General features: G+C 69.5%; 14 protein-coding genes. 12 read left to right on the top strand and 2 right to left on the bottom strand.

What is annotated here, in order from left to right:
- Positions 1 to 118 precede the first annotated feature (118 nt).
- From ACQ4L4_RS24635 to ACQ4L4_RS24655, 5 genes are all read left to right on the top strand, one after another.
- Positions 119 to 898, top strand: coding sequence for a head GIN domain-containing protein (locus ACQ4L4_RS24635; protein WP_431101431.1), 780 nt, complete (start codon positions 119 to 121; stop codon positions 896 to 898).
- Positions 899 to 1,000: 102 nt separating this feature from the next.
- A complete protein-coding gene (locus tag ACQ4L4_RS24640) occupies positions 1,001 to 1,786 on the top strand; it encodes an AzlC family ABC transporter permease (RefSeq protein ID WP_431101432.1) in 786 nt (261 codons plus the stop codon).
- Positions 1,783 to 2,112 carry an AzlD domain-containing protein gene (locus ACQ4L4_RS24645; protein ID WP_431101433.1) on the top strand — a complete coding sequence of 110 codons (330 nt, stop codon included), beginning with the start codon at positions 1,783 to 1,785 and terminating at the stop codon, positions 2,110 to 2,112. Before ACQ4L4_RS24640 ends, ACQ4L4_RS24645 begins: the two co-directional genes overlap by 4 nt.
- A 201-nt stretch (positions 2,113 to 2,313) precedes the next feature.
- Positions 2,314 to 3,507 carry a phosphoglycerate kinase gene (locus tag ACQ4L4_RS24650; RefSeq protein WP_431101434.1) on the top strand — a complete coding sequence of 398 codons (1,194 nt, stop codon included), beginning with the start codon at positions 2,314 to 2,316 and terminating at the stop codon, positions 3,505 to 3,507.
- Positions 3,508 to 3,600: 93 nt separating this feature from the next.
- Positions 3,601 to 5,163 (top strand): M48 family metallopeptidase, encoded by a 1,563-nt coding sequence (locus ACQ4L4_RS24655; RefSeq protein ID WP_431101435.1) that lies wholly within the window; start codon positions 3,601 to 3,603, stop codon positions 5,161 to 5,163.
- A 4-nt stretch (positions 5,164 to 5,167) separates the two neighbouring features.
- Here ACQ4L4_RS24655 and pstS read toward each other — a convergent pair whose 3' ends face one another.
- Positions 5,168 to 6,220: a phosphate ABC transporter substrate-binding protein PstS gene (gene pstS / locus ACQ4L4_RS24660; protein ID WP_431101436.1), complete on the bottom strand. Its 1,053-nt coding sequence runs from the start codon at positions 6,218 to 6,220 to the stop codon at positions 5,168 to 5,170.
- 402 nt (positions 6,221 to 6,622) lie between these two features.
- Here pstS and ACQ4L4_RS24665 point away from each other — a divergent pair, with 402 nt between their 5' ends.
- The 3 genes from ACQ4L4_RS24665 (at position 6,623) to ACQ4L4_RS24675 (ending at position 11,537) form a co-directional block, all read left to right on the top strand.
- On the top strand, positions 6,623 to 8,941 hold the full coding sequence (locus ACQ4L4_RS24665; protein WP_431101437.1) for an NADP-dependent malic enzyme: 2,319 nt from the start codon (positions 6,623 to 6,625) through the stop codon (positions 8,939 to 8,941).
- A gap of 342 nt (positions 8,942 to 9,283) precedes the next feature.
- Entirely contained in the window at positions 9,284 to 10,714 is a 1,431-nt protein-coding gene (gene pyk / locus ACQ4L4_RS24670; RefSeq protein WP_431101438.1) for a pyruvate kinase, read from the top strand.
- Positions 10,715 to 10,742: 28 nt separating this feature from the next.
- Positions 10,743 to 11,537 (top strand): substrate-binding periplasmic protein, encoded by a 795-nt coding sequence (locus ACQ4L4_RS24675; protein ID WP_431101439.1) that lies wholly within the window; start codon positions 10,743 to 10,745, stop codon positions 11,535 to 11,537.
- A gap of 109 nt (positions 11,538 to 11,646) precedes the next feature.
- Here ACQ4L4_RS24675 and ACQ4L4_RS24680 read toward each other — a convergent pair whose 3' ends face one another.
- Positions 11,647 to 12,666 carry an STAS-like domain-containing protein gene (locus tag ACQ4L4_RS24680; RefSeq protein ID WP_431101440.1) on the bottom strand — a complete coding sequence of 340 codons (1,020 nt, stop codon included), beginning with the start codon at positions 12,664 to 12,666 and terminating at the stop codon, positions 11,647 to 11,649.
- 374 nt (positions 12,667 to 13,040) lie between these two features.
- On the opposite strand from ACQ4L4_RS24680, the gene fba reads away from it, so the two are divergent.
- From fba to ACQ4L4_RS24700, 4 genes are all read left to right on the top strand, one after another.
- Positions 13,041 to 14,105 (top strand): class II fructose-bisphosphate aldolase, encoded by a 1,065-nt coding sequence (gene fba / locus ACQ4L4_RS24685; RefSeq protein WP_377158039.1) that lies wholly within the window; start codon positions 13,041 to 13,043, stop codon positions 14,103 to 14,105.
- Positions 14,106 to 14,194: 89 nt separating this feature from the next.
- On the top strand, positions 14,195 to 14,620 hold the full coding sequence (locus tag ACQ4L4_RS24690; RefSeq protein ID WP_431101441.1) for a gamma-glutamylcyclotransferase family protein: 426 nt from the start codon (positions 14,195 to 14,197) through the stop codon (positions 14,618 to 14,620).
- Positions 14,621 to 14,718: 98 nt separating this feature from the next.
- A complete protein-coding gene (locus ACQ4L4_RS24695; RefSeq protein WP_431101442.1) occupies positions 14,719 to 15,615 on the top strand; it encodes a phosphoribosylaminoimidazolesuccinocarboxamide synthase in 897 nt (298 codons plus the stop codon).
- A gap of 7 nt (positions 15,616 to 15,622) precedes the next feature.
- Positions 15,623 to 16,768, top strand: coding sequence for a hypothetical protein (locus ACQ4L4_RS24700; RefSeq protein ID WP_431101443.1), 1,146 nt, complete (start codon positions 15,623 to 15,625; stop codon positions 16,766 to 16,768).

The following is a 16,768-nucleotide window of genomic DNA, read 5'->3' on the forward strand; positions in this document are numbered from 1 at the left end:
CGGCACATCGCCCCGCCGTGCAGTTGATCCCTTGGATGGTGCAGTTCGTCATCGCCCGGTCGCCGGGCGTGGGCGAGGCGGCGAAGATACGATCATCCGAAAGATCAGGAGATCGTCCATGACCACCACGCCCTTCCGCGCCACCCGCCGTCTGTTCGCCATCACCGCACTGAGCCTGGCGTCCGTGGGCGCCGTCGGCACCGCGCAGGCCTGGTCGCTGAGCTTCGGCAGCTCGCAGCGCATCGAGGGCAACGGCGACGTCGCCGCCGAGGCCCGCGACGTCGGCGCGTTCGACGCGGTGGCGCTGTCGGGCGACTTCAAGGTCTTCGTGCGCCAGGGCTCGGCCGACAAGGTCGAGATCAAGACCGACCGCAACCTGTTCAGCTACATCGAGACCAAGATCGTCGACGGCAGCAAGGGCCGCACGCTGGAGATCTCGCCCAAGCGCGGCTTCAGCCTGAACGCCCGGGGCACGCCGACCATCACGCTGGACATGCGCCAGCTGCGCGGCCTGTCGATCTCGGGCTCGGGCGACATCCGCGTCGAGCCGATGAAGACCGGCAACCTGGACGCCAGCATCGCCGGCAGCGGCGATCTGCGCGTGCAGGGCCTGGAGGCCGACCACGTGACGCTGCGCGTCGCCGGCAGTGGCGACATGCTCTTCAACGGCAAGGCCAACGCGCTGTCGGTGACGGTGGCTGGCAGCGGCGACGTCAAGACCCGCGAACTGGTCGTGGACGAGGCCAAGGTCAGCATCTCCGGCAGCGGCGACGTCACCGTGGCGCCCACGCGCAAGCTGGATGTGCGCATCGCCGGTTCGGGCGACGTCGGTTACGTCGGCAGCCCGGAGATCAGCATGTCCAACGCGGGTTCGGGTTCGGTGCGCAAGCTGAAGTGAGCGCCTGAGGCGGCGCCCCCCGGGCGCTGTGTGGACGCCCCTCGACGCGACAGCGGGCGAGGGGCGATTCGTTTGAGCGCCGCGCAGACGACAATCGCGCCCATGGCGGAAGGACTCTCGGCGCTGGCGCGCCACCCGGAATTCAAGCGCGGCGCGAAGGAGATGCTCGGCATCACGCTGGGCATCTCGGCCTGGGGGCTGGTGACCGGCGTGGCCATGGTCAAGAGCGGCCTGGGCGTGGGCCTGTCGCTGCTGATGAGCCTGACGGTCTTCGCCGGCAGCTCGCAGCTGGCCGCGCTGCCGCTGCTCGCCAGCGGCGCCCCGCTGTGGGTGCTGTGGGCCACGGCCTTCTGCGTCAACCTGCGTTTCGTCATCTTCAGCGCCCAGTGGCGCCTGTACTTCGGGCCGCTGCCGCGCACGCAGCGGCTGGTCATCGGCTACTTCGCCGCCGACCTCAACTACGTCGCCTTCCTCAAGCGCTTCCCTGACCTGAAACCCGATCCGGACAACCAGCTCCCGTACTTCTGGGGCGGCGTCGCGACCAACTGGTTCGCGTGGCAGATCCCGGCCATCGCCGGCATCCTGCTCGCCGACCGCATCCCGACGAACTGGGGCCTGGGCTTCGCGGGCGTGCTGGCGCTGCTGGGCTTGAGCTACTCGCTGCTGAAGGACCGCAACACCTGGATCTCGGGCGTGGTCGCCGGCTGCGCGGCGGTGGCGGCGTATGCGTTGCCGCTGCGGCTCAACATCCTCGTGGCGATCGCTGCGGCGGTCGCCGTCGGGCTGCTGTTGGAGAAGTGGCTGCCGCCGGCATCACCGACGTCCGGGCCCTCCGACGCGGCGGGGCCGGCCAGCGCTTCCGGCTCGTCTTCCGGGAGGTCCGCATGAGCGTGTGGGAGGCGGTGCTGGGCATCCTCGGCATGGCGGTGATCACGATGGTCACGCGCAGTTTCTTCATGATCCCCGACCGCGAGATCCCGCTGCCGCAGTGGGTCCGCGACGGCCTGCGATACGCGCCGCTGGCGGCGCTCGCGGCGGTCATCGTGCCGGAGATCGTCATGACGCAAGGCGAGCTGATCCACACCTGGAAGGACGCGCGGCTCTATGCGGCGGCGGTCGGCACGGCCTACTTCTTCTGGAAGCGCGGCATCCTCGGGACCATCGTCAGTGGCACCGCGGTGATGCTGACGCTGAGGATCGGCCTGGGCTGGTGAACAAAGCCGCGCCCGGCCCGGGATGCGGACTGTCGAGACCCCCGGTCGCCGGTTTCAGCGGCGTTCCGTCACCCGCTCGGACGGGGGGCGCCGTCACGCGGCTGTTAAGCTGCGGCCCGATTTGCCGGGCTTTGCGCACCGCGTCTGCGTGACGCGCGAGCGCCCTGGCGCACCGCTTTCCAACTACGCCAAGCTCATCCCATGAACGTCCTCCGTTTCGCCGATCTGATCGCCGCCGGCAAGGTGGCCGACCAGCGCGTGTTCATCCGCGCCGACCTGAACGTGCCGCTCAACGATGCGGGCCAGATCACCGAAGACACCCGCGTCCGCGCGTCGATCCCCGCGATCGAGATGGCGCTGAAGGCCGGCGCGGCGGTGATGGTCACCTCGCACCTGGGCCGCCCGACCGAGGGCGAATTCAAGCCCGAGGATTCGCTGGCGCCGGTCGCCAAGCGGATGGGCGAACTGCTCGGCCGTGAGGTGCCGCTGGTCGCGAACTGGGTCGACGGCGTCGACGTGAAGCCGGGGCAGGTCGTGCTGCTCGAGAACTGCCGCGTCAACAAGGGCGAGAAGAAGAACAGCGAAGAGCTGGCCAAGAAGATGGCTGCGCTGTGCGACATCTTCGTGCACGACGCCTTCGGCACCGCGCATCGCGCGGAGGCCTCGACCTACGGCATCGCGCAGTTCGCAAAGATCGCCTGCGCCGGCCCGTTGCTGGCGGCCGAGATCGACGCGATCAGCAAGGCGCTGGCCAATCCGAAGCGTCCGCTGGTGGCGATCGTGGCGGGTTCCAAGGTGTCGACCAAGCTGACCATCCTGCAGTCGCTGTCGAAGAACGTCGACGGCCTGATCGTCGGCGGCGGCATTGCCAACACCTTCCTGCTGGCCGCCGGCCTGAAGATCGGCAAGTCGCTGGCCGAGCCCGACCTGGTCGGCGAAGCCAAGGCCGTGATCGAGTCGATGAAGGCACGCGGCGCCGCGGTGCCGATCCCGGTGGACGTGGTGACGGCCAAGACCTTCGCCGCCGATGCGCCGGCCACGGTGAAGGCCGCGACCGACGTCGCCGACGACGACCTGATCCTGGACATCGGCCCGAAGACGGCGGCCCTGCTGGCCGAGCAGCTGAAGGCGGCCGGCACGATCGTGTGGAACGGCCCGGTCGGCGTGTTCGAGTTCGACGCCTTCGCCCACGGCACCGAGACCATCGCACGCGCCATCGCGGCGTCGGATGCGTTCTCCATCGCCGGCGGCGGCGACACGCTCGCGGCGATCGCCAAGTACGGCATCGAAGACCAGGTGGGCTACATCTCCACCGGCGGCGGCGCCTTCCTCGAAGTGCTGGAAGGCAAGACGCTGCCCGCGTTCGAGATCCTGGCCAAGCGCGCGCAGGGCTGAAGCCGCGCGGCGGCTGAACATCGAGGGCGCCGTCGAGCGCCCTTTTCTTCGACCCGGTCCCACGCAGGACACGGGCGCAGAGGGAGGAGGAACATGAGCGACATCGACGGCACGACGCCTGCGGCGCGCGGTGCGGAGACCGGCATCGCGCCGGTCTGGCTGGCGCTGATCGCGCTGGCGGCCTCGTTCGTCCACCAGCTGATGCTGCTGGTGCCGGCGGCGCTGGTGACCCTGGCGCCGGCCGCCGTGTTCGACAACTGGCTCTTCTGGGGCGCGGGCGTCCTGGCATTCGTGCTGATGGCCTGGCTGGCGCAGCCGAGCTGGCACGGGTCGCCGCACCGCCTGACGCGCGAGCAGGCGCCGCGGCTCTACGCCCGCGTCGACGAGATGACCGATGCCATCGGGACTCCGCGTCTCCATGCCATCGCGATCGACAACAGCATCAACGCGGGCGCGCTGGAGGAACATCGCGGCGTTTCGCTGCGGCCGACCCGGCGCGTGCTGATCCTCGGCCTGCCGCTGCTGCGCCTGCTGGACACCGCTGCGGCGGAGGCGGTCATTGCGCATGAGCTGGGGCACTTCTCGCGCCGGCATGGGCGGCTCGGACACTGGCTCTATCGCACGCGTGCGGCCTGGACCGCCTGGGCCGCGAGCGTTCGCGAGGACGAGGACGACAGCAGCCCGTGGGATCGCGCCGGCGCGAACTTCGCGGAGCTCTTCCTTCCGTGGTTCAGTCGCGCCTCCGAGGCGCATTCACGACGCTGCGAATTCGAAGCCGACGCGCTCGCGGCGCAGTGGGCGTCGCCGGAGGCGTTGGCGCGTGCGCTGCTGTTGATCGAGGTTGCCGTGATGCGCCAGGGCGAGGCGTCCACCTCGCTGGACGTGGATGCGCTGCGCGCAAGCGCAGAGCCACCCGCGCAGTGGGCGGACCACGCAGCGCAGGAGCTGCTGGCGCATCCGCCGACGCCAGATGAAATCGCCGAAGCGCTGCGCCATCGCCAGCCGCAGGGAAGCCATCCGCCGCACCGCCAACGGATGGAGGCGCTCGGCGTGGTCGGAGAGTCGATCGAATTGCGGCCTCCCGCCTGGGAAGAGAGCGCCGCCGCCCAATGGCTGGACGGCGTCTGGCCGGAACTCTGCCGGGCTCGAGGGCCGTGGGCGGGCGTCGGCGAGCGCTTGAGCTGGGCGATGGCGCACGAGGCGCTGGTCGGGCTCGACGCGGACAGCCGGCCCGTGCTGCCGCAACTGCCGGAGTTGCCGGAGCCGTCGGACGACGCAGCCTGGCGTCGTCTCCATCGCCGGCAAGCCGCGGCCCAGGCGGCGATCGAGCACGGACAGGTTCAGCCTTGCGATCTCGCGCCGTCGCAGATCGAGGCGCTCCGTCGGGCGGTGTCGGTCAACCCGGCCATCGTGCAGGCATGGCTCTTCGACGTGCCGGTCGAGCCGCCGACCGTGGCCGTCGTGTTGCGCGTCGATCCGGAGCGGATGATCGCGATGAAGCTCACTCTCGAGCAGGTCGCGACGACCTTGGCATTGACGATGGGATTCGTGCTGCCCGCAGGACGCGACTGGATGCCGCGCTTCAGCTACATGACCGAGGGACTGCCGCCCGAATTGCAGGCGCGTGTCGATGCGACGCCGCGCCTGAAGGGTTGAGGCTTCAGATCCCCAGGTAGGCCGGCAGCTTCCCGTCGGCCGGCTTGACGGCCGCGAAGCGCGCGGCCAGCTTGGACTGCAGTGCCACTGGCAGCGGCGCGAAGCCGGTACCGCGCGTCAGGTCGTCGCCGTGCATGAAGCACCAGTACAGGAAGCTCATCACCGGCGCTGCGCCGGCGCTGGTCGCGGGGGTCGCGTCGATCAGGATGAAGCTGGTCATCGTGATGGGCCAGCTCTCCGCGCCGTCGCGGTCCATCAGCGAAGCCAGGTCGTCGCCCTTGCGCGAGAGGTCGCTGTTGGCGATCGCCGACTTGAAGCCGCTCTCGCCCGCCGCCACCCACTGGCCGGCGGCATTGCGCAGGCGCACGCCGTTGAGCTTGTCGCGCTGCACGCGGTCGTAGCTGACGTACGCGATCGTGCCGGGTGCTGCCTTCAGCGCCTTGGCCATGCCGTCGTTGCCTTCGGCGGCTTCGACGTCGCCGGGCCACTTCGGCTGTGCGTTCACGCCGATGTCTTTCGCGAAGGCCGGCGACACGGCGGCCAGGTAGCGCGTGTAGCCCTCGGTCGTGCCGGACTTGTCGGCCCGCACGATGCGCTTGACCGGCAGCGCCGGCAACGCGACGCCGGGATTCAGCGCGGCGATGCGGCCGTCGTTCCACTTCGCGATGCGGCCCATCATCAGCTCGGCGAGCAGGTCGCCGGTGAGTTGCAGGCGGCCCTCCGGCACGCCCGGCAGGTTGACCACCGGCACGATGCCGCCGACCAGCATCGGGATCTGCACGAGCTTGCGCTTGGCCAGTTCCTCCGCGGCCAGTGGCGAGTCGCTACCGCCGAAGGCCACGCCGCGCGCGGTGATCTGCTTGACGCCGTCGCCCGAGCCGGTCGGCTTGTAGCTCACGGCCTGACCCTTGGCCTTCTCGTAGGCCGAGGCCCAACGGCCGTAGACCAGCGAGGGGAACGAGGCCCCGGCCCCCGCCAGCGCAACGGTCTGCGCGAACAGGACCCGCGGTGCGCCGAAGGCGAGGGTGACGGGGAGGGCGGCGGTGAGTCGCAGCAAGGCACGACGCGGAAAAGCGGGACGAGAACAAGCGGGACGAGGAGAGGCGGGACGGGAGGCAGGCACGGCGGAAGCTCGGAAGAGGTAGTCGACAGCGGGGCGCATTCTAGTGAGCGCGTTCTTCGCACGCCGTGATCGATGCCCGGTGGCGGCACTTGCGGGCGGAACCAGGGAGGTTGTTCCCACTTGCGGGCAAATCCCGATGTCGACTCCACCGCGCGCATCGGCGATTGCCATCTTTGCATGGGAGTTAAAGCTGAATTCATCGCACCGCCGGAGCCGGAGGATTAAGCTTTGCGCCCCCCAGGCCCCATTACCGGGCGGTTACGAAGGCGCGATGTCGCGCCGCGAAGACCGACGACGGCAGGGCGCCGGGCCTCATTCATCGCGACGGAGATTTGCATGACCGACAAGAACGACGACCTCGACCTGAGCCCGGCCGAGGCCGCACTGCGCGAGGCGGCGCGGGACTACCACCGCTTCCCGACGCGCGGCAAGATCGCCGTCACGCCGACCAAGCCGCTCGCCAACCAGCGCGACCTGTCGCTGGCCTACTCGCCGGGCGTCGCCTATCCCTGCCTCGACATCGAGCGCGACCCCTCGCTGGCCGCGGACTTCACCTCGCGCGGCAACCTGGTGGGCGTCATCACCAACGGCACCGCGGTGCTGGGCCTGGGCGACATCGGCCCGCTGGCCGCCAAGCCGGTGATGGAAGGCAAGGGCTGCCTGTTCAAGAAGTTCGCCGGCATCGACGTCTTCGACATCGAGCTCGCCGAGCGTGATCCGGACAAGCTGGTCGAGATCATCGCGGCGATGGAGCCCACGCTGGGCGGCATCAACCTCGAGGACATCAAGGCGCCCGAGTGCTTCTACATCGAGAAGCAGCTGAGCGCGCGCATGAACATCCCCGTCTTCCACGACGACCAGCACGGCACGGCGATCATCTCGAGCGCGGCGCTGCTGAACGGCCTGGAGCTTGTCGGCAAGGACATCGGCGCGGTGAAGGTGGCGGTGTCGGGCGCCGGCGCCGCGGCCATCGCCTGCCTGGACGTGATGGTCGGCCTGGGCGTGAAGCGCGAGAACGTCTTCGTCGTCGACTCCAAGGGCGTGGTCCAGAGCGAGCGCGCCGACGCCGGCAAGCTCGACGAGTCCAAGCGCCGCTACTGCCAGATCACCTCGGCGCGCACGCTGGCCGACGTCGTCAAGGACGCGGACGTGTTCCTGGGCTGCTCGGCCGCCGGCGTGCTGACCGCCGAGATGGTCAAGACGATGGCGCGCCAGCCCATCATCCTGGCGCTGGCCAACCCCGAGCCGGAGATCCGTCCCGAGCTCGCGAAGGAAGCGCGCCCCGATTGCATCGTCGCGACCGGCCGCTCGGACTATCCGAACCAGGTCAACAACGTCCTGTGCTTCCCGTACATCTTCCGCGGCGCGCTGGACTGCGGCGCGACCAAGATCACCGAGGCGATGAAGCTCGCCTGCGTGCGCGAGATCGCCGAGCTGGCCAAGGCCGAGACGCCGCCGGAAGTCGCCGCCGCCTACGCGGGGCAAGACCTGGCCTTCGGTCCCGACTACATCATCCCCAAGCCCTTCGACAGCCGGCTGATCCTGCGCATCGCGCCGGCGGTGGCCAAGGCGGCCGAGGAATCCGGCGTCGCCACGCGTCCGATCAAGGACATGGCCGCGTACCGCGAGCAGCTCTCGCGCTTCGTCTACCAGACCGGCATGTTCATGCGCCCGGTCTTCGCCGAGGCGAAGGCCCATCCGGCCCGCGTCATCTACGCCGAGGGCGAGGATGAACGCGTGCTGCGCGCCGTGCAGGTGGCGCTCGACGAAGGCCTGGCCAAGCCCACGCTGATCGGCCGCCCCGAAGTCATCGCGATGCGCCTGAAGCGCGCCGGCCTGCGGATCAAGCTGGGCGAGGATGCCCTGGTGATCGACCCTGAGAACGACCACCGCTTCCGCCAGTACTGGGAGGCCTACCACCAGGTCATGGGCCGCAACGGCTTCACGCCGGAGATGGCCAAGTCGGCGGTGCGCCGCTCCAACACGACGATCGGCGCACTCGCGATCCAGCTCGGCGATGCCGACGCCATGATCTGCGGCACGGTGGGTCGCTTCGACTCGCACCTGGAGCACATCCAGAACCTGATCGGCCTGAAGCCGGATGTTTCCAACTTCGCGACGATGAACGCGCTGATGCTGGAGCAGCGCACGCTCTTCATCGCCGACACCTTCGTCAACGAGGATCCGACCGCCGAGCAGCTTGCCGACATCGCCTGGCAGGCCGCCGAGGAACTGCAGCGCTTCGGCCTGCCGCCGAAGGTGGCGTTCCTGTCGCACTCGATGTTCGGCAGCAGCAAGCGCGCGTCGGCGGTCAAGATGCGTCGCGCCCGCGACCTGTTCGCCGCCGCCTACCCGACCATCGAATGCGACGGCGAGATGCACGGCGACGCGGCGCTGTCCGAGGACGTGCGCAACAACTTCCTGCCCGAGTCGACGCTCTCCGGCTCTGCCAACCTGCTGGTGCTGCCGACGCTCGACGCCGCGAACATCCTGTTCAACGTGCTGAAGGTCGTCGGCGGCCAAGGCGTCACGGTGGGTCCGATCCTGCTGGGCGCCAAGCGTCCGGTGCACATCCTGACCCCATCGGCGACGGTGCGCCGCATCGTCAACATGACGGCGCTGGCGGTGGCCGACGTCAAGGCCGCGAAGGCCTGATCTGATCCTTGCATGGAGGTGGCATGGCCACCCCCGGCGAGGAGGCTGAGCGAGGGCGCGCGGAGCGCGCTTCCATGACTGACTGGGCGCAGACTGTCTGAGGGCAGCGAGCCGAAGGTGAGCGGACCGAGTTGGGCGCCCCCTCGCGAGTGCCGAGTCGCCGGGGGTGGTCATGCCACCGAGGCTCGGTCTCAGCGACCGAGGCTCGGTCTCAGCGACCGAGGCTCGGTCCCAGCGACCGATGCCGTTGGAAACTGTGTCGTAACTCGTGGAAACTGTTCCGACGTCGTTCTTGCGGCTCATAATCGACCGCTGTAACTAAATTTCAGACAGAGACAAGACATGTCCCGTGCCACCAAGATTGTCGCCACCCTCGGTCCTGCTTCGTCGTCTCCCGAGGTCCTGGAAAAAATGATCCAGGCCGGCGTCGACGTGGTGCGGCTGAACTTCTCGCACGGCAAGGCGCAGGATCACATCGACCGTGCCCGCATGGTGCGCGAGGTGGCGGCGCGCGCTGGCCGGCAGGTCGCGATCATGGCCGACCTGCAGGGTCCGAAGATCCGTGTCGGCAAGTTCGAGAACGGCAAGATCGAGCTGGTGAACGGCACGCCCTTCGTGCTTGACGCCGACCGTACCGAGCCTGGCAACGAGATGGTCGTGGGCCTGGACTACAAGGAACTGCCGCGCGACGTGAAGCCCGGCGACACGCTGCTGCTCAACGACGGTCTGCTGGTGCTGACGGTCGAGGCGGTGCGCGGCTCGCAGGTGCACACCGTCGTCAAGCAGGGCGGCGAGCTGTCCAACAACAAGGGTATCAACAAGCAGGGCGGCGGCCTGACGGCGCCTGCGCTGACCGGCAAGGACATGGAGGACATCAAGACCGCGATGTCCTTCCAGTGCGAGTACCTGGCGGTGAGCTTCCCCAAGAACGCCACCGACATGGAAATGGCCCGCCAACTGGCCAACGTCGCCGGCGAGCCCTTCCGCCACAAGCCGGGAATGATCGCCAAGATCGAGCGCTACGAGGCGATCCCGCACCTGGAAGCGATCCTCAAGGCCTCCGACGGCATCATGGTCGCCCGCGGCGACCTGGCCGTGGAAGTCGGCAACGCCGCCGTGCCCGCGCTGCAGAAGCGCATGATCAAGATGGCGCTGGAGCTCGACAAGGTCTGCATCACCGCGACGCAGATGATGGAGTCGATGATCGTGAACCCGGTGCCGACCCGCGCCGAGGTCTCCGACGTCGCCAACGCCGTGCTCGACGGCACCGACGCGGTGATGCTGAGCGCCGAGACCGCCGCCGGCCGTTTCCCCGTCGAGACCATCCAGCAGATGGCCGCGATCGCGCTCGAGGCGGAGAACGCCGAGTTCGTGACGCTGGACACCGACTTCGCCAACCGCCAGTTCGGCCGCATCGACCAGTCGATCGCGATGGGCGCGCTGTTCACCGCGCACCACCTGGGCTGCAAGGCGATCGTGGCGCTGACGGAGTCCGGCTCCACCGCGCTGTGGATGAGCCGCCACCGCATCCACGTGCCGATCTACGCGTTGACCTCGCAGGTGCTGACGCTGCGCAAGATGGCGCTGTACCGCAACGTGACGCCGCTGCTGATGCCGAACTTCAACGACCGCGACGAGGCGCTCAAGGCCGCCGAGGACCTGCTGATCGAACGCGGCGTGCTGATGCCCGGCGACACCTATGCGATCACCTGCGGCGAGCCGATGGGCTACCCGGGCGGCACCAACATGCTGAAGGTCTGCCGCGTCGGTTGACGCGGCGGCGGACAACCGGAGCCGCGCCGTGACCCCGCTGCGCCGCCGTGATCTCCTGATCGGCGGCGCCGGTGCGACGATCACCGTCGGGACCGTGCTGGCGCAGGCTGGCGCGGGCGGCGTCGGCGGTGCTGGCGCCGATGCCGCGCCAGGGGTCGTCGTGGACGGCCGGGAGCCGGTCCGGCTCGCGATCAGCGAGCAGACGCACAAGCCTTTCGTCCTGCCGCTGCTCAAGCACATCGCCGAGGCGGCCGACCTGCAATGGGAATTGCTGCTGCTGCCCTGGCCGCGCGCGCTGCTGGGCGCGCAACTCGGCCAGCACCTGGTCTTCGGGCTGTCGCGCAGCCCCGCGCGGGACAGGCTGTTCGCGTACAGCCAGCCGGCCTTCGTGAGCCGCGGCTGGCTGGTCGTGCCGAAGGCGACACCGATCCGGTTCGACAAGCTCGAGGACCTGCGCGGCCGCGCGCTGTGCGTGCCGCGCGGCTCGACCTACGGTGCCGCGTTCGAGGAGGCGCGCCAGAAGCAGCTGTTCCGCGTCGAGGGCGGCGGCAACGATCTCGGGGGCCGTGCGCGCATGCTGGCGGCGGGGCGCTGCGATGCGATGCTCGCGACCCACCGCGGCAGCGCCGCCGCGCTGGAGCGGCGACTGCGCGCGCTGCGCAGCGGGACGCAGTTCCAGGTCCTGCCCAAGCCCGTGGTGGAAGAGGGCATCCTGTTCGGCGTCGCCAAGGGCAGCGAACCCGCCGCACTGCTGCCGCGTCTGGACGAGGCGATCGCCCGCAGCCGCGCCGCGATCCAGGCCTTGGTCGACAGCGATCTCTGACCGCGGTTCCTGGGCGGTGGACTCGACCCCGCGGCGCGATGAAGCGGCGGCAACGCACCGGCCAACGCACCGGCGGCAACGAACCGGCGCGCCCGGCGTGCGGCCAGCTTCAGGCGTTGCGCGCGGCCTGCACCAGTGCGGCGATGCGCGGCGTCATGTTCAGGGGCACGAGTTCCACTTCCTGGTGCGCGCGCGCGAAGACGCGGAACAGCTCGTCCGCGAAGGCGTGGCCCACATCGGTGACCCCGTCGAAGTCCACCTCCGCCCGCTTGAACTGCGGCAGCCGCGCCGCCACGCGCCTGGCCTGGGCGCGCGAGTCCAGCATCTGCCCCGCGACGACCACCAGGTTCAGCATCACCCGCGTCTGGTCGAAGGCGATGCCCGTGCCGTCGACGCTCCATTGCTCGAGCACCTGCTCCAGCGTGCGCGTGCTGTCCAGCGACATCGCCATGTAGATCGAGCTGCCCTGGCGCGGCAGGCCCTTGCCGTCCTTCCACGCGTTGCCTTCCCAGGCGCGGCGCTGGAACGCCTTGCCGTTGGCGTGGATGTCGAAGACGTCCGCCAGCTGCGAGCTGAAGAACAGCCCGCGCCCGGTGTGCGCCTGCGGCTGCGTCGTCAGCCGGCCCTTGCTGAGCTCCAGCATCGCGTGGCGCGCATCGGTCAGCTCGTAGGTGTCGCGGATCTTGTCGAAGACGCCGCAGCCGTCGTCCGACACCAGCAGCTGCGCGTGCGTCGGCGTCTGGCGCAGCGACACGGTCACGCTGGTGCCGCCGCTGTGGTCGATGGCGTTGTTCACCAGCTCGGTGAAGCCGTGCTGGATCATCCGCGCGACGTGGCGCGGCAGCGCGAAGTGGGGCGCGTAGTCGCGCTGCCAGACCACATCCTCCATCAGGCCGTGCAGCGTGTAGCTGCGCGCCACCTGCCGCAGCGCGCCCGGTCCGAACACCGGCCGGCGGGCGGTGCCGGAGCGCGTCAGCCAATGGGCGTCGACCAGCCGGCGCAGCGCGGCCAAGGTGGCGCGGTGGCTGGCCCCGGTGCGTTCCTCGACGAAGGCGGGGAGGTCGAGCGAATGCTCGTTGGCGGCGGCGGTGATCCAGAGCGTCAGCTGATCGATCGCGAGGCGGGTCATGAAGTTCCTGGAAGCGGCGGTCGCGCGGGCGGTCCTCGCCGCCGGCGGCGGGGCAAGGCACGGCGCTTGCTCCGACGGGGCGGGACGCCCGGGCGACAGCCTACCGGCCGCTTCCGCCGCCGCGCAAGCGCACAGACCCCTGTCCGGGGGGAGTGCGCTTGCGCGGATGCGGTCTGCGCCCGCGACGGTCCCCCGGACGGCGGCGCCGGCGGCCCTGACGGGTGCTGGTATGGCACCAGTTCAGGGGGAGCCCCAGGTTCGTTACAGAGCTGGTCATGGGGGCTGGCTAGAATCCCGACCAGTTACGGCGGGGTTACGGCGAGGTTCGGCGCTGGCCCGCGGCCCAGGATTTTTCACTATCTCGGAGAACTCTCATGGCACTCGTCTCGATGCGCCAGCTGCTGGATCACGCAGCCGAACAGGGCTACGGCATTCCAGCGTTCAACGTCAACAACCTGGAGCAGGTGCAGGCCGTGATGGCCGCCGCCGACGAGGTCGGCGCCCCGGTGATCCTGCAGGCCAGCGCCGGCGCCCGGAAGTACGCCGGTGAAGCCTTCATCAAGCACCTGATCCAGGCCGCGGTCGAGGCCTATCCGCACATCCCGCTGGTGATGCACCAGGACCACGGCACCAGCCCGAAGATCTGCGAAGGCGCGATCAACCTGGGCTTCGGCTCGGTGATGATGGACGGCTCGCTGATGGACGACGGCAAGACGCCCGCCAGCTTCGACTACAACGTGGACGTGACCCGCCGCGTCGTCGAGATGGCGCACAAGGTCGGCGTCACCGTCGAAGGCGAACTGGGCTGCCTGGGCAACCTGGAAACCGGCGACGCGGGCGAGGAAGACGGCATCGGCGCCGACGTCAAGCTGGACCACAGCCAGATGCTGACCGACCCGGAAGAGGCCGCGGTCTTCGTCAAGGCGACGCAGCTGGACGCGCTGGCCATCGCCATCGGCACCAGCCATGGCGCCTACAAGTTCTCGCGCAAGCCCACCGGCGACATCCTGGCGATCTCGCGGGTCAAGGAGATCCACAAGCGCATCCCCAACACCCACCTGGTGATGCACGGCTCGTCGAGCGTGCCGCAGGAACTGCTGGCGATCATCAACCAGTACGGCGGCCAGATGAAGGAGACCTTCGGCGTGCCCGTCGAGGAGATCCAGGAAGCGATCAAGCACGGCGTGCGCAAGATCAACATCGACACCGACATCCGTCTCGCGATGACCGGCGCGGTGCGCAAGTTCCTGTTCGAGAACCCGGACAAGTTCGACGCCCGCGAATGGCTGAAGCCGGCCCGCGAGGCCGCCAAGCTGGTCTGCAAGGCGCGTTACCTGGAGTTCGGCTGCGAAGGCCAGGCTCCGAAGATCAAGCCGCGCAGCCTGGTCGACGTGGCCGCCGCCTACGAGCGCGGCGAGCTGGCGCAAGTCGTCCAGTAAGCTTCCAACGCCGCTAAGCAGCACCCACCGGACCGGCCTCGCGCCGGTCCTTTCACATCCGCCCCGCCCTCGTCTTTCGGAGCCCGGCCATGGCGCACGCTTTCACCTACGGCACGCTGATGTGGCCGGACATCATGGCCCGCGTCTGCGGTCCCGACGCCGAGCCGGCCGCGACGCCCGTATCGGCCACGCTGGCGGACCACGCGCGCCATCCGGTCCGTGGTCACGACTACCCCTCGATGATCCCGGCGACCGGCCACCATGTCGTCGGCCGGCTCTACCTCGACGTGCCCGACGCCGCGTGGGAGCGGCTGGATCGTTTCGAGGGCGACGACTACGAGCGCCACGAGGTGCTGGTGACGCTGGCCGACGGCAGTTGGCAGCGGGCCTGGACCTACCTGTTCAAGCCGGCGCTCGTCGCGTCGCTGGACGACGGCGATTGGGACGAGGCGCGCTTCGAGCGCGAAGGCAAAGCGCGCTTCGTGTCGCGCTACGTCGGATTCACGTCGATCTGAAGCGCATGAAAGCGGATGACGGCCGCGCCCTGGGGCGGGTGGGGTTCCCACGCCGCCTCTAGAATCCCCGCTTTGCTGTTCCGACCGACTGCACACCCATGACCGCCGCCCTGCACACCTCGTCGATCACCTCCCTTCCTCTCATCGCACGCGGCAAGGTGCGCGAGAACTACGCGGTCGGCGAGGACCGCATCCTGATGATCGCGTCGGACCGCATCTCGGCCTTCGACGTCATCATGAGCGAGCCCATCCCGGGCAAGGGCGCGCTGCTGACGAAGATGGCGCTGTTCTGGTTCGACAAGCTGGACGGCATCGTTCCCAACCACCTGACCGGCGACGATCCGCTGTCGGTGGTGACGGAGGCTGAGAAGGCGCAGGTCCGCGACCGCGCGATGCTGGTCAAGCGCTTGAAGCCGCTGCCGATCGAGGCGGTGGTGCGCGGGTATCTGGCCGGCAGCGGCTGGTCCGAATACAAGGCCAGCGGCAAGGTCTGCGGCGTCGAGCTGCCCGCCGGCCTGCAGAACGCGAGCAAGCTGCCGCAGCCGATCTTCACGCCCGCGACCAAGGCGGAGATGGGCGACCACGACGAGAACATCGATTTCGAGCGCTGCGCGCAGATCATCGGCCGCGAGATGGCCGAGCGCGTGCGCGACATCGCGATCCAGCTGTACCAGCGCGCCGCGGACATCGCGCTGACCAAGGGCATCATCATCGCGGACACCAAGTTCGAGTTCGGCCTCGACGCCGACGGCACCCTGACGCTGATGGACGAGGTGCTGACGCCCGATTCCTCGCGCTACTGGCCGGCGGAAAGCTACGCGGTCGGCAGCAACCCGCCGAGCTACGACAAGCAGTTCCTGCGCGACTGGCTGGAGCAGGCGACGGTGGACGGCCAGCCCTGGGGCAAGGTCGCGCCGCCGCCGGCGCTGCCCGAGGACGTGATCGTCAACACGTCCGCGAAGTACCAGGAAGCGCTCGAACGGCTGACACGCTGAGGCCGGCATGCACGACGCTTCAGCCCCGCCTTCCACCGCCGCCGCCCCTCAGGTGATCAAGTCCCGGCTGCTGAAGCAGCTGGAGAAGGACATCGCGGCCGCGACCTCGCCGATGGCCTCGGCGGCCGCGCGGGCCAAGCGCGCGATGCTGCTGGCGCGGCACGGCGCCGTGGCCGAGGCGCGCGAGGCGCTGACGGCGCTGCATCAGCTCTCCTTCCAGCACCCGCATCCGGAGATCGGGGCCTGGCTGCACATGGCCGAAGGCCTGATGAGCTACTACAACGGCTTCGTCGCGCAGCAGGCCTGGGACCGCATCCAGCGGGCGCACACGATCGCCGGCACCTCGCCCGCGCTGGTCGAGGTGCGCGTGCTGGCGTCGGCCTGGCTGGCGCAGCTGGCCTTCATCCGCCACGACCCCGCGGCGCTGGTCGAGCATGCGAAGCGCTGTCTCGACGAGGCGCTGCCCGAGCACAACGTGGCGCTGGCGCGCGTGGCCATGGCGATGGGCGTGGGCTGGCATTACGCCGGCGACATCGAAGCCGCGCAGCGCTGGTACATCCGCGCGCGGCGTCACGCGTCGGTCGAGGGGGACGACGCGTCGCTGTCCGCGCTGATGTTCAACATGGCCGGCATGCGTGCGTCGCAGCTGCGGCGCGAGAGCCTGTCGGGCCTGGCGCCGCGCGGTCCCGAGCTGCTGCTGACGGTGGACTCGATGCACCACTTCGACGAGGCGGTCGGTGCGCAGATGATGGCGGAGCTCACGCCGGTGCTGCGCGCGCAGGTGCTGACGATGCAGGGCGGCTTCGACGAGGCCAGACGCCTCTACGAGGAGCATCTGCCGCAGGCGATGTCGCTGGGGCTGGAGCGCCTGGGCAGCAGCCTGCTGTCGGACCTGGCCTGGTGCCGGGCCAACCTCGGACAGCACGAGCACGCGCTGCATCAGGCGCGCGAGGCCGAGATCGAGCTCGATCCCGATTGCGAGCTCGATGACCGCGCGATCACGCACAGCCGGCTGGCGCAGACCTTCCGGCTGCTGGGCGAAACGGCGGACGCGGACCGCCACCAGGCGCTGGCGGACGAGGCGTGGCGACAGTTCGCCGAACAGCAGCAGCAATGGCGTGAGCTGATCGCGGCAAGCGCGCTTCAGGCCTGA

The sequence above is a fragment of the Roseateles noduli genome, from assembly GCF_050626985.1.
GTDB lineage: Bacteria > Pseudomonadota > Gammaproteobacteria > Burkholderiales > Burkholderiaceae_C > Roseateles > Roseateles noduli_A.

Excerpts from the sequence above, each read along its gene's own strand:
- ACQ4L4_RS24690 (WP_431101441.1), top strand. The coding sequence starts at position 14,195 with ATGGCGCACGCTTTCACCTACGGCACGCTGATGTGGCCGGACATCATG.
- fba (WP_377158039.1), top strand. The coding sequence starts at position 13,041 with ATGGCACTCGTCTCGATGCGCCAGCTGCTGGATCACGCAGCCGAACAG.
- ACQ4L4_RS24695 (WP_431101442.1), top strand. The coding sequence starts at position 14,719 with ATGACCGCCGCCCTGCACACCTCGTCGATCACCTCCCTTCCTCTCATC.
- ACQ4L4_RS24665 (WP_431101437.1), top strand. The coding sequence starts at position 6,623 with ATGACCGACAAGAACGACGACCTCGACCTGAGCCCGGCCGAGGCCGCA.
- ACQ4L4_RS24655 (WP_431101435.1), top strand. The coding sequence starts at position 3,601 with ATGAGCGACATCGACGGCACGACGCCTGCGGCGCGCGGTGCGGAGACC.
- pyk (WP_431101438.1), top strand. The coding sequence starts at position 9,284 with ATGTCCCGTGCCACCAAGATTGTCGCCACCCTCGGTCCTGCTTCGTCG.
- ACQ4L4_RS24645 (WP_431101433.1), top strand. The coding sequence starts at position 1,783 with ATGAGCGTGTGGGAGGCGGTGCTGGGCATCCTCGGCATGGCGGTGATC.
- ACQ4L4_RS24635 (WP_431101431.1), top strand. The coding sequence starts at position 119 with ATGACCACCACGCCCTTCCGCGCCACCCGCCGTCTGTTCGCCATCACC.
- ACQ4L4_RS24640 (WP_431101432.1), top strand. The coding sequence starts at position 1,001 with ATGGCGGAAGGACTCTCGGCGCTGGCGCGCCACCCGGAATTCAAGCGC.
- ACQ4L4_RS24680 (WP_431101440.1), bottom strand. The coding sequence starts at position 12,666 with ATGACCCGCCTCGCGATCGATCAGCTGACGCTCTGGATCACCGCCGCC.
- ACQ4L4_RS24650 (WP_431101434.1), top strand. The coding sequence starts at position 2,314 with ATGAACGTCCTCCGTTTCGCCGATCTGATCGCCGCCGGCAAGGTGGCC.
- ACQ4L4_RS24700 (WP_431101443.1), top strand. The coding sequence starts at position 15,623 with ATGCACGACGCTTCAGCCCCGCCTTCCACCGCCGCCGCCCCTCAGGTG.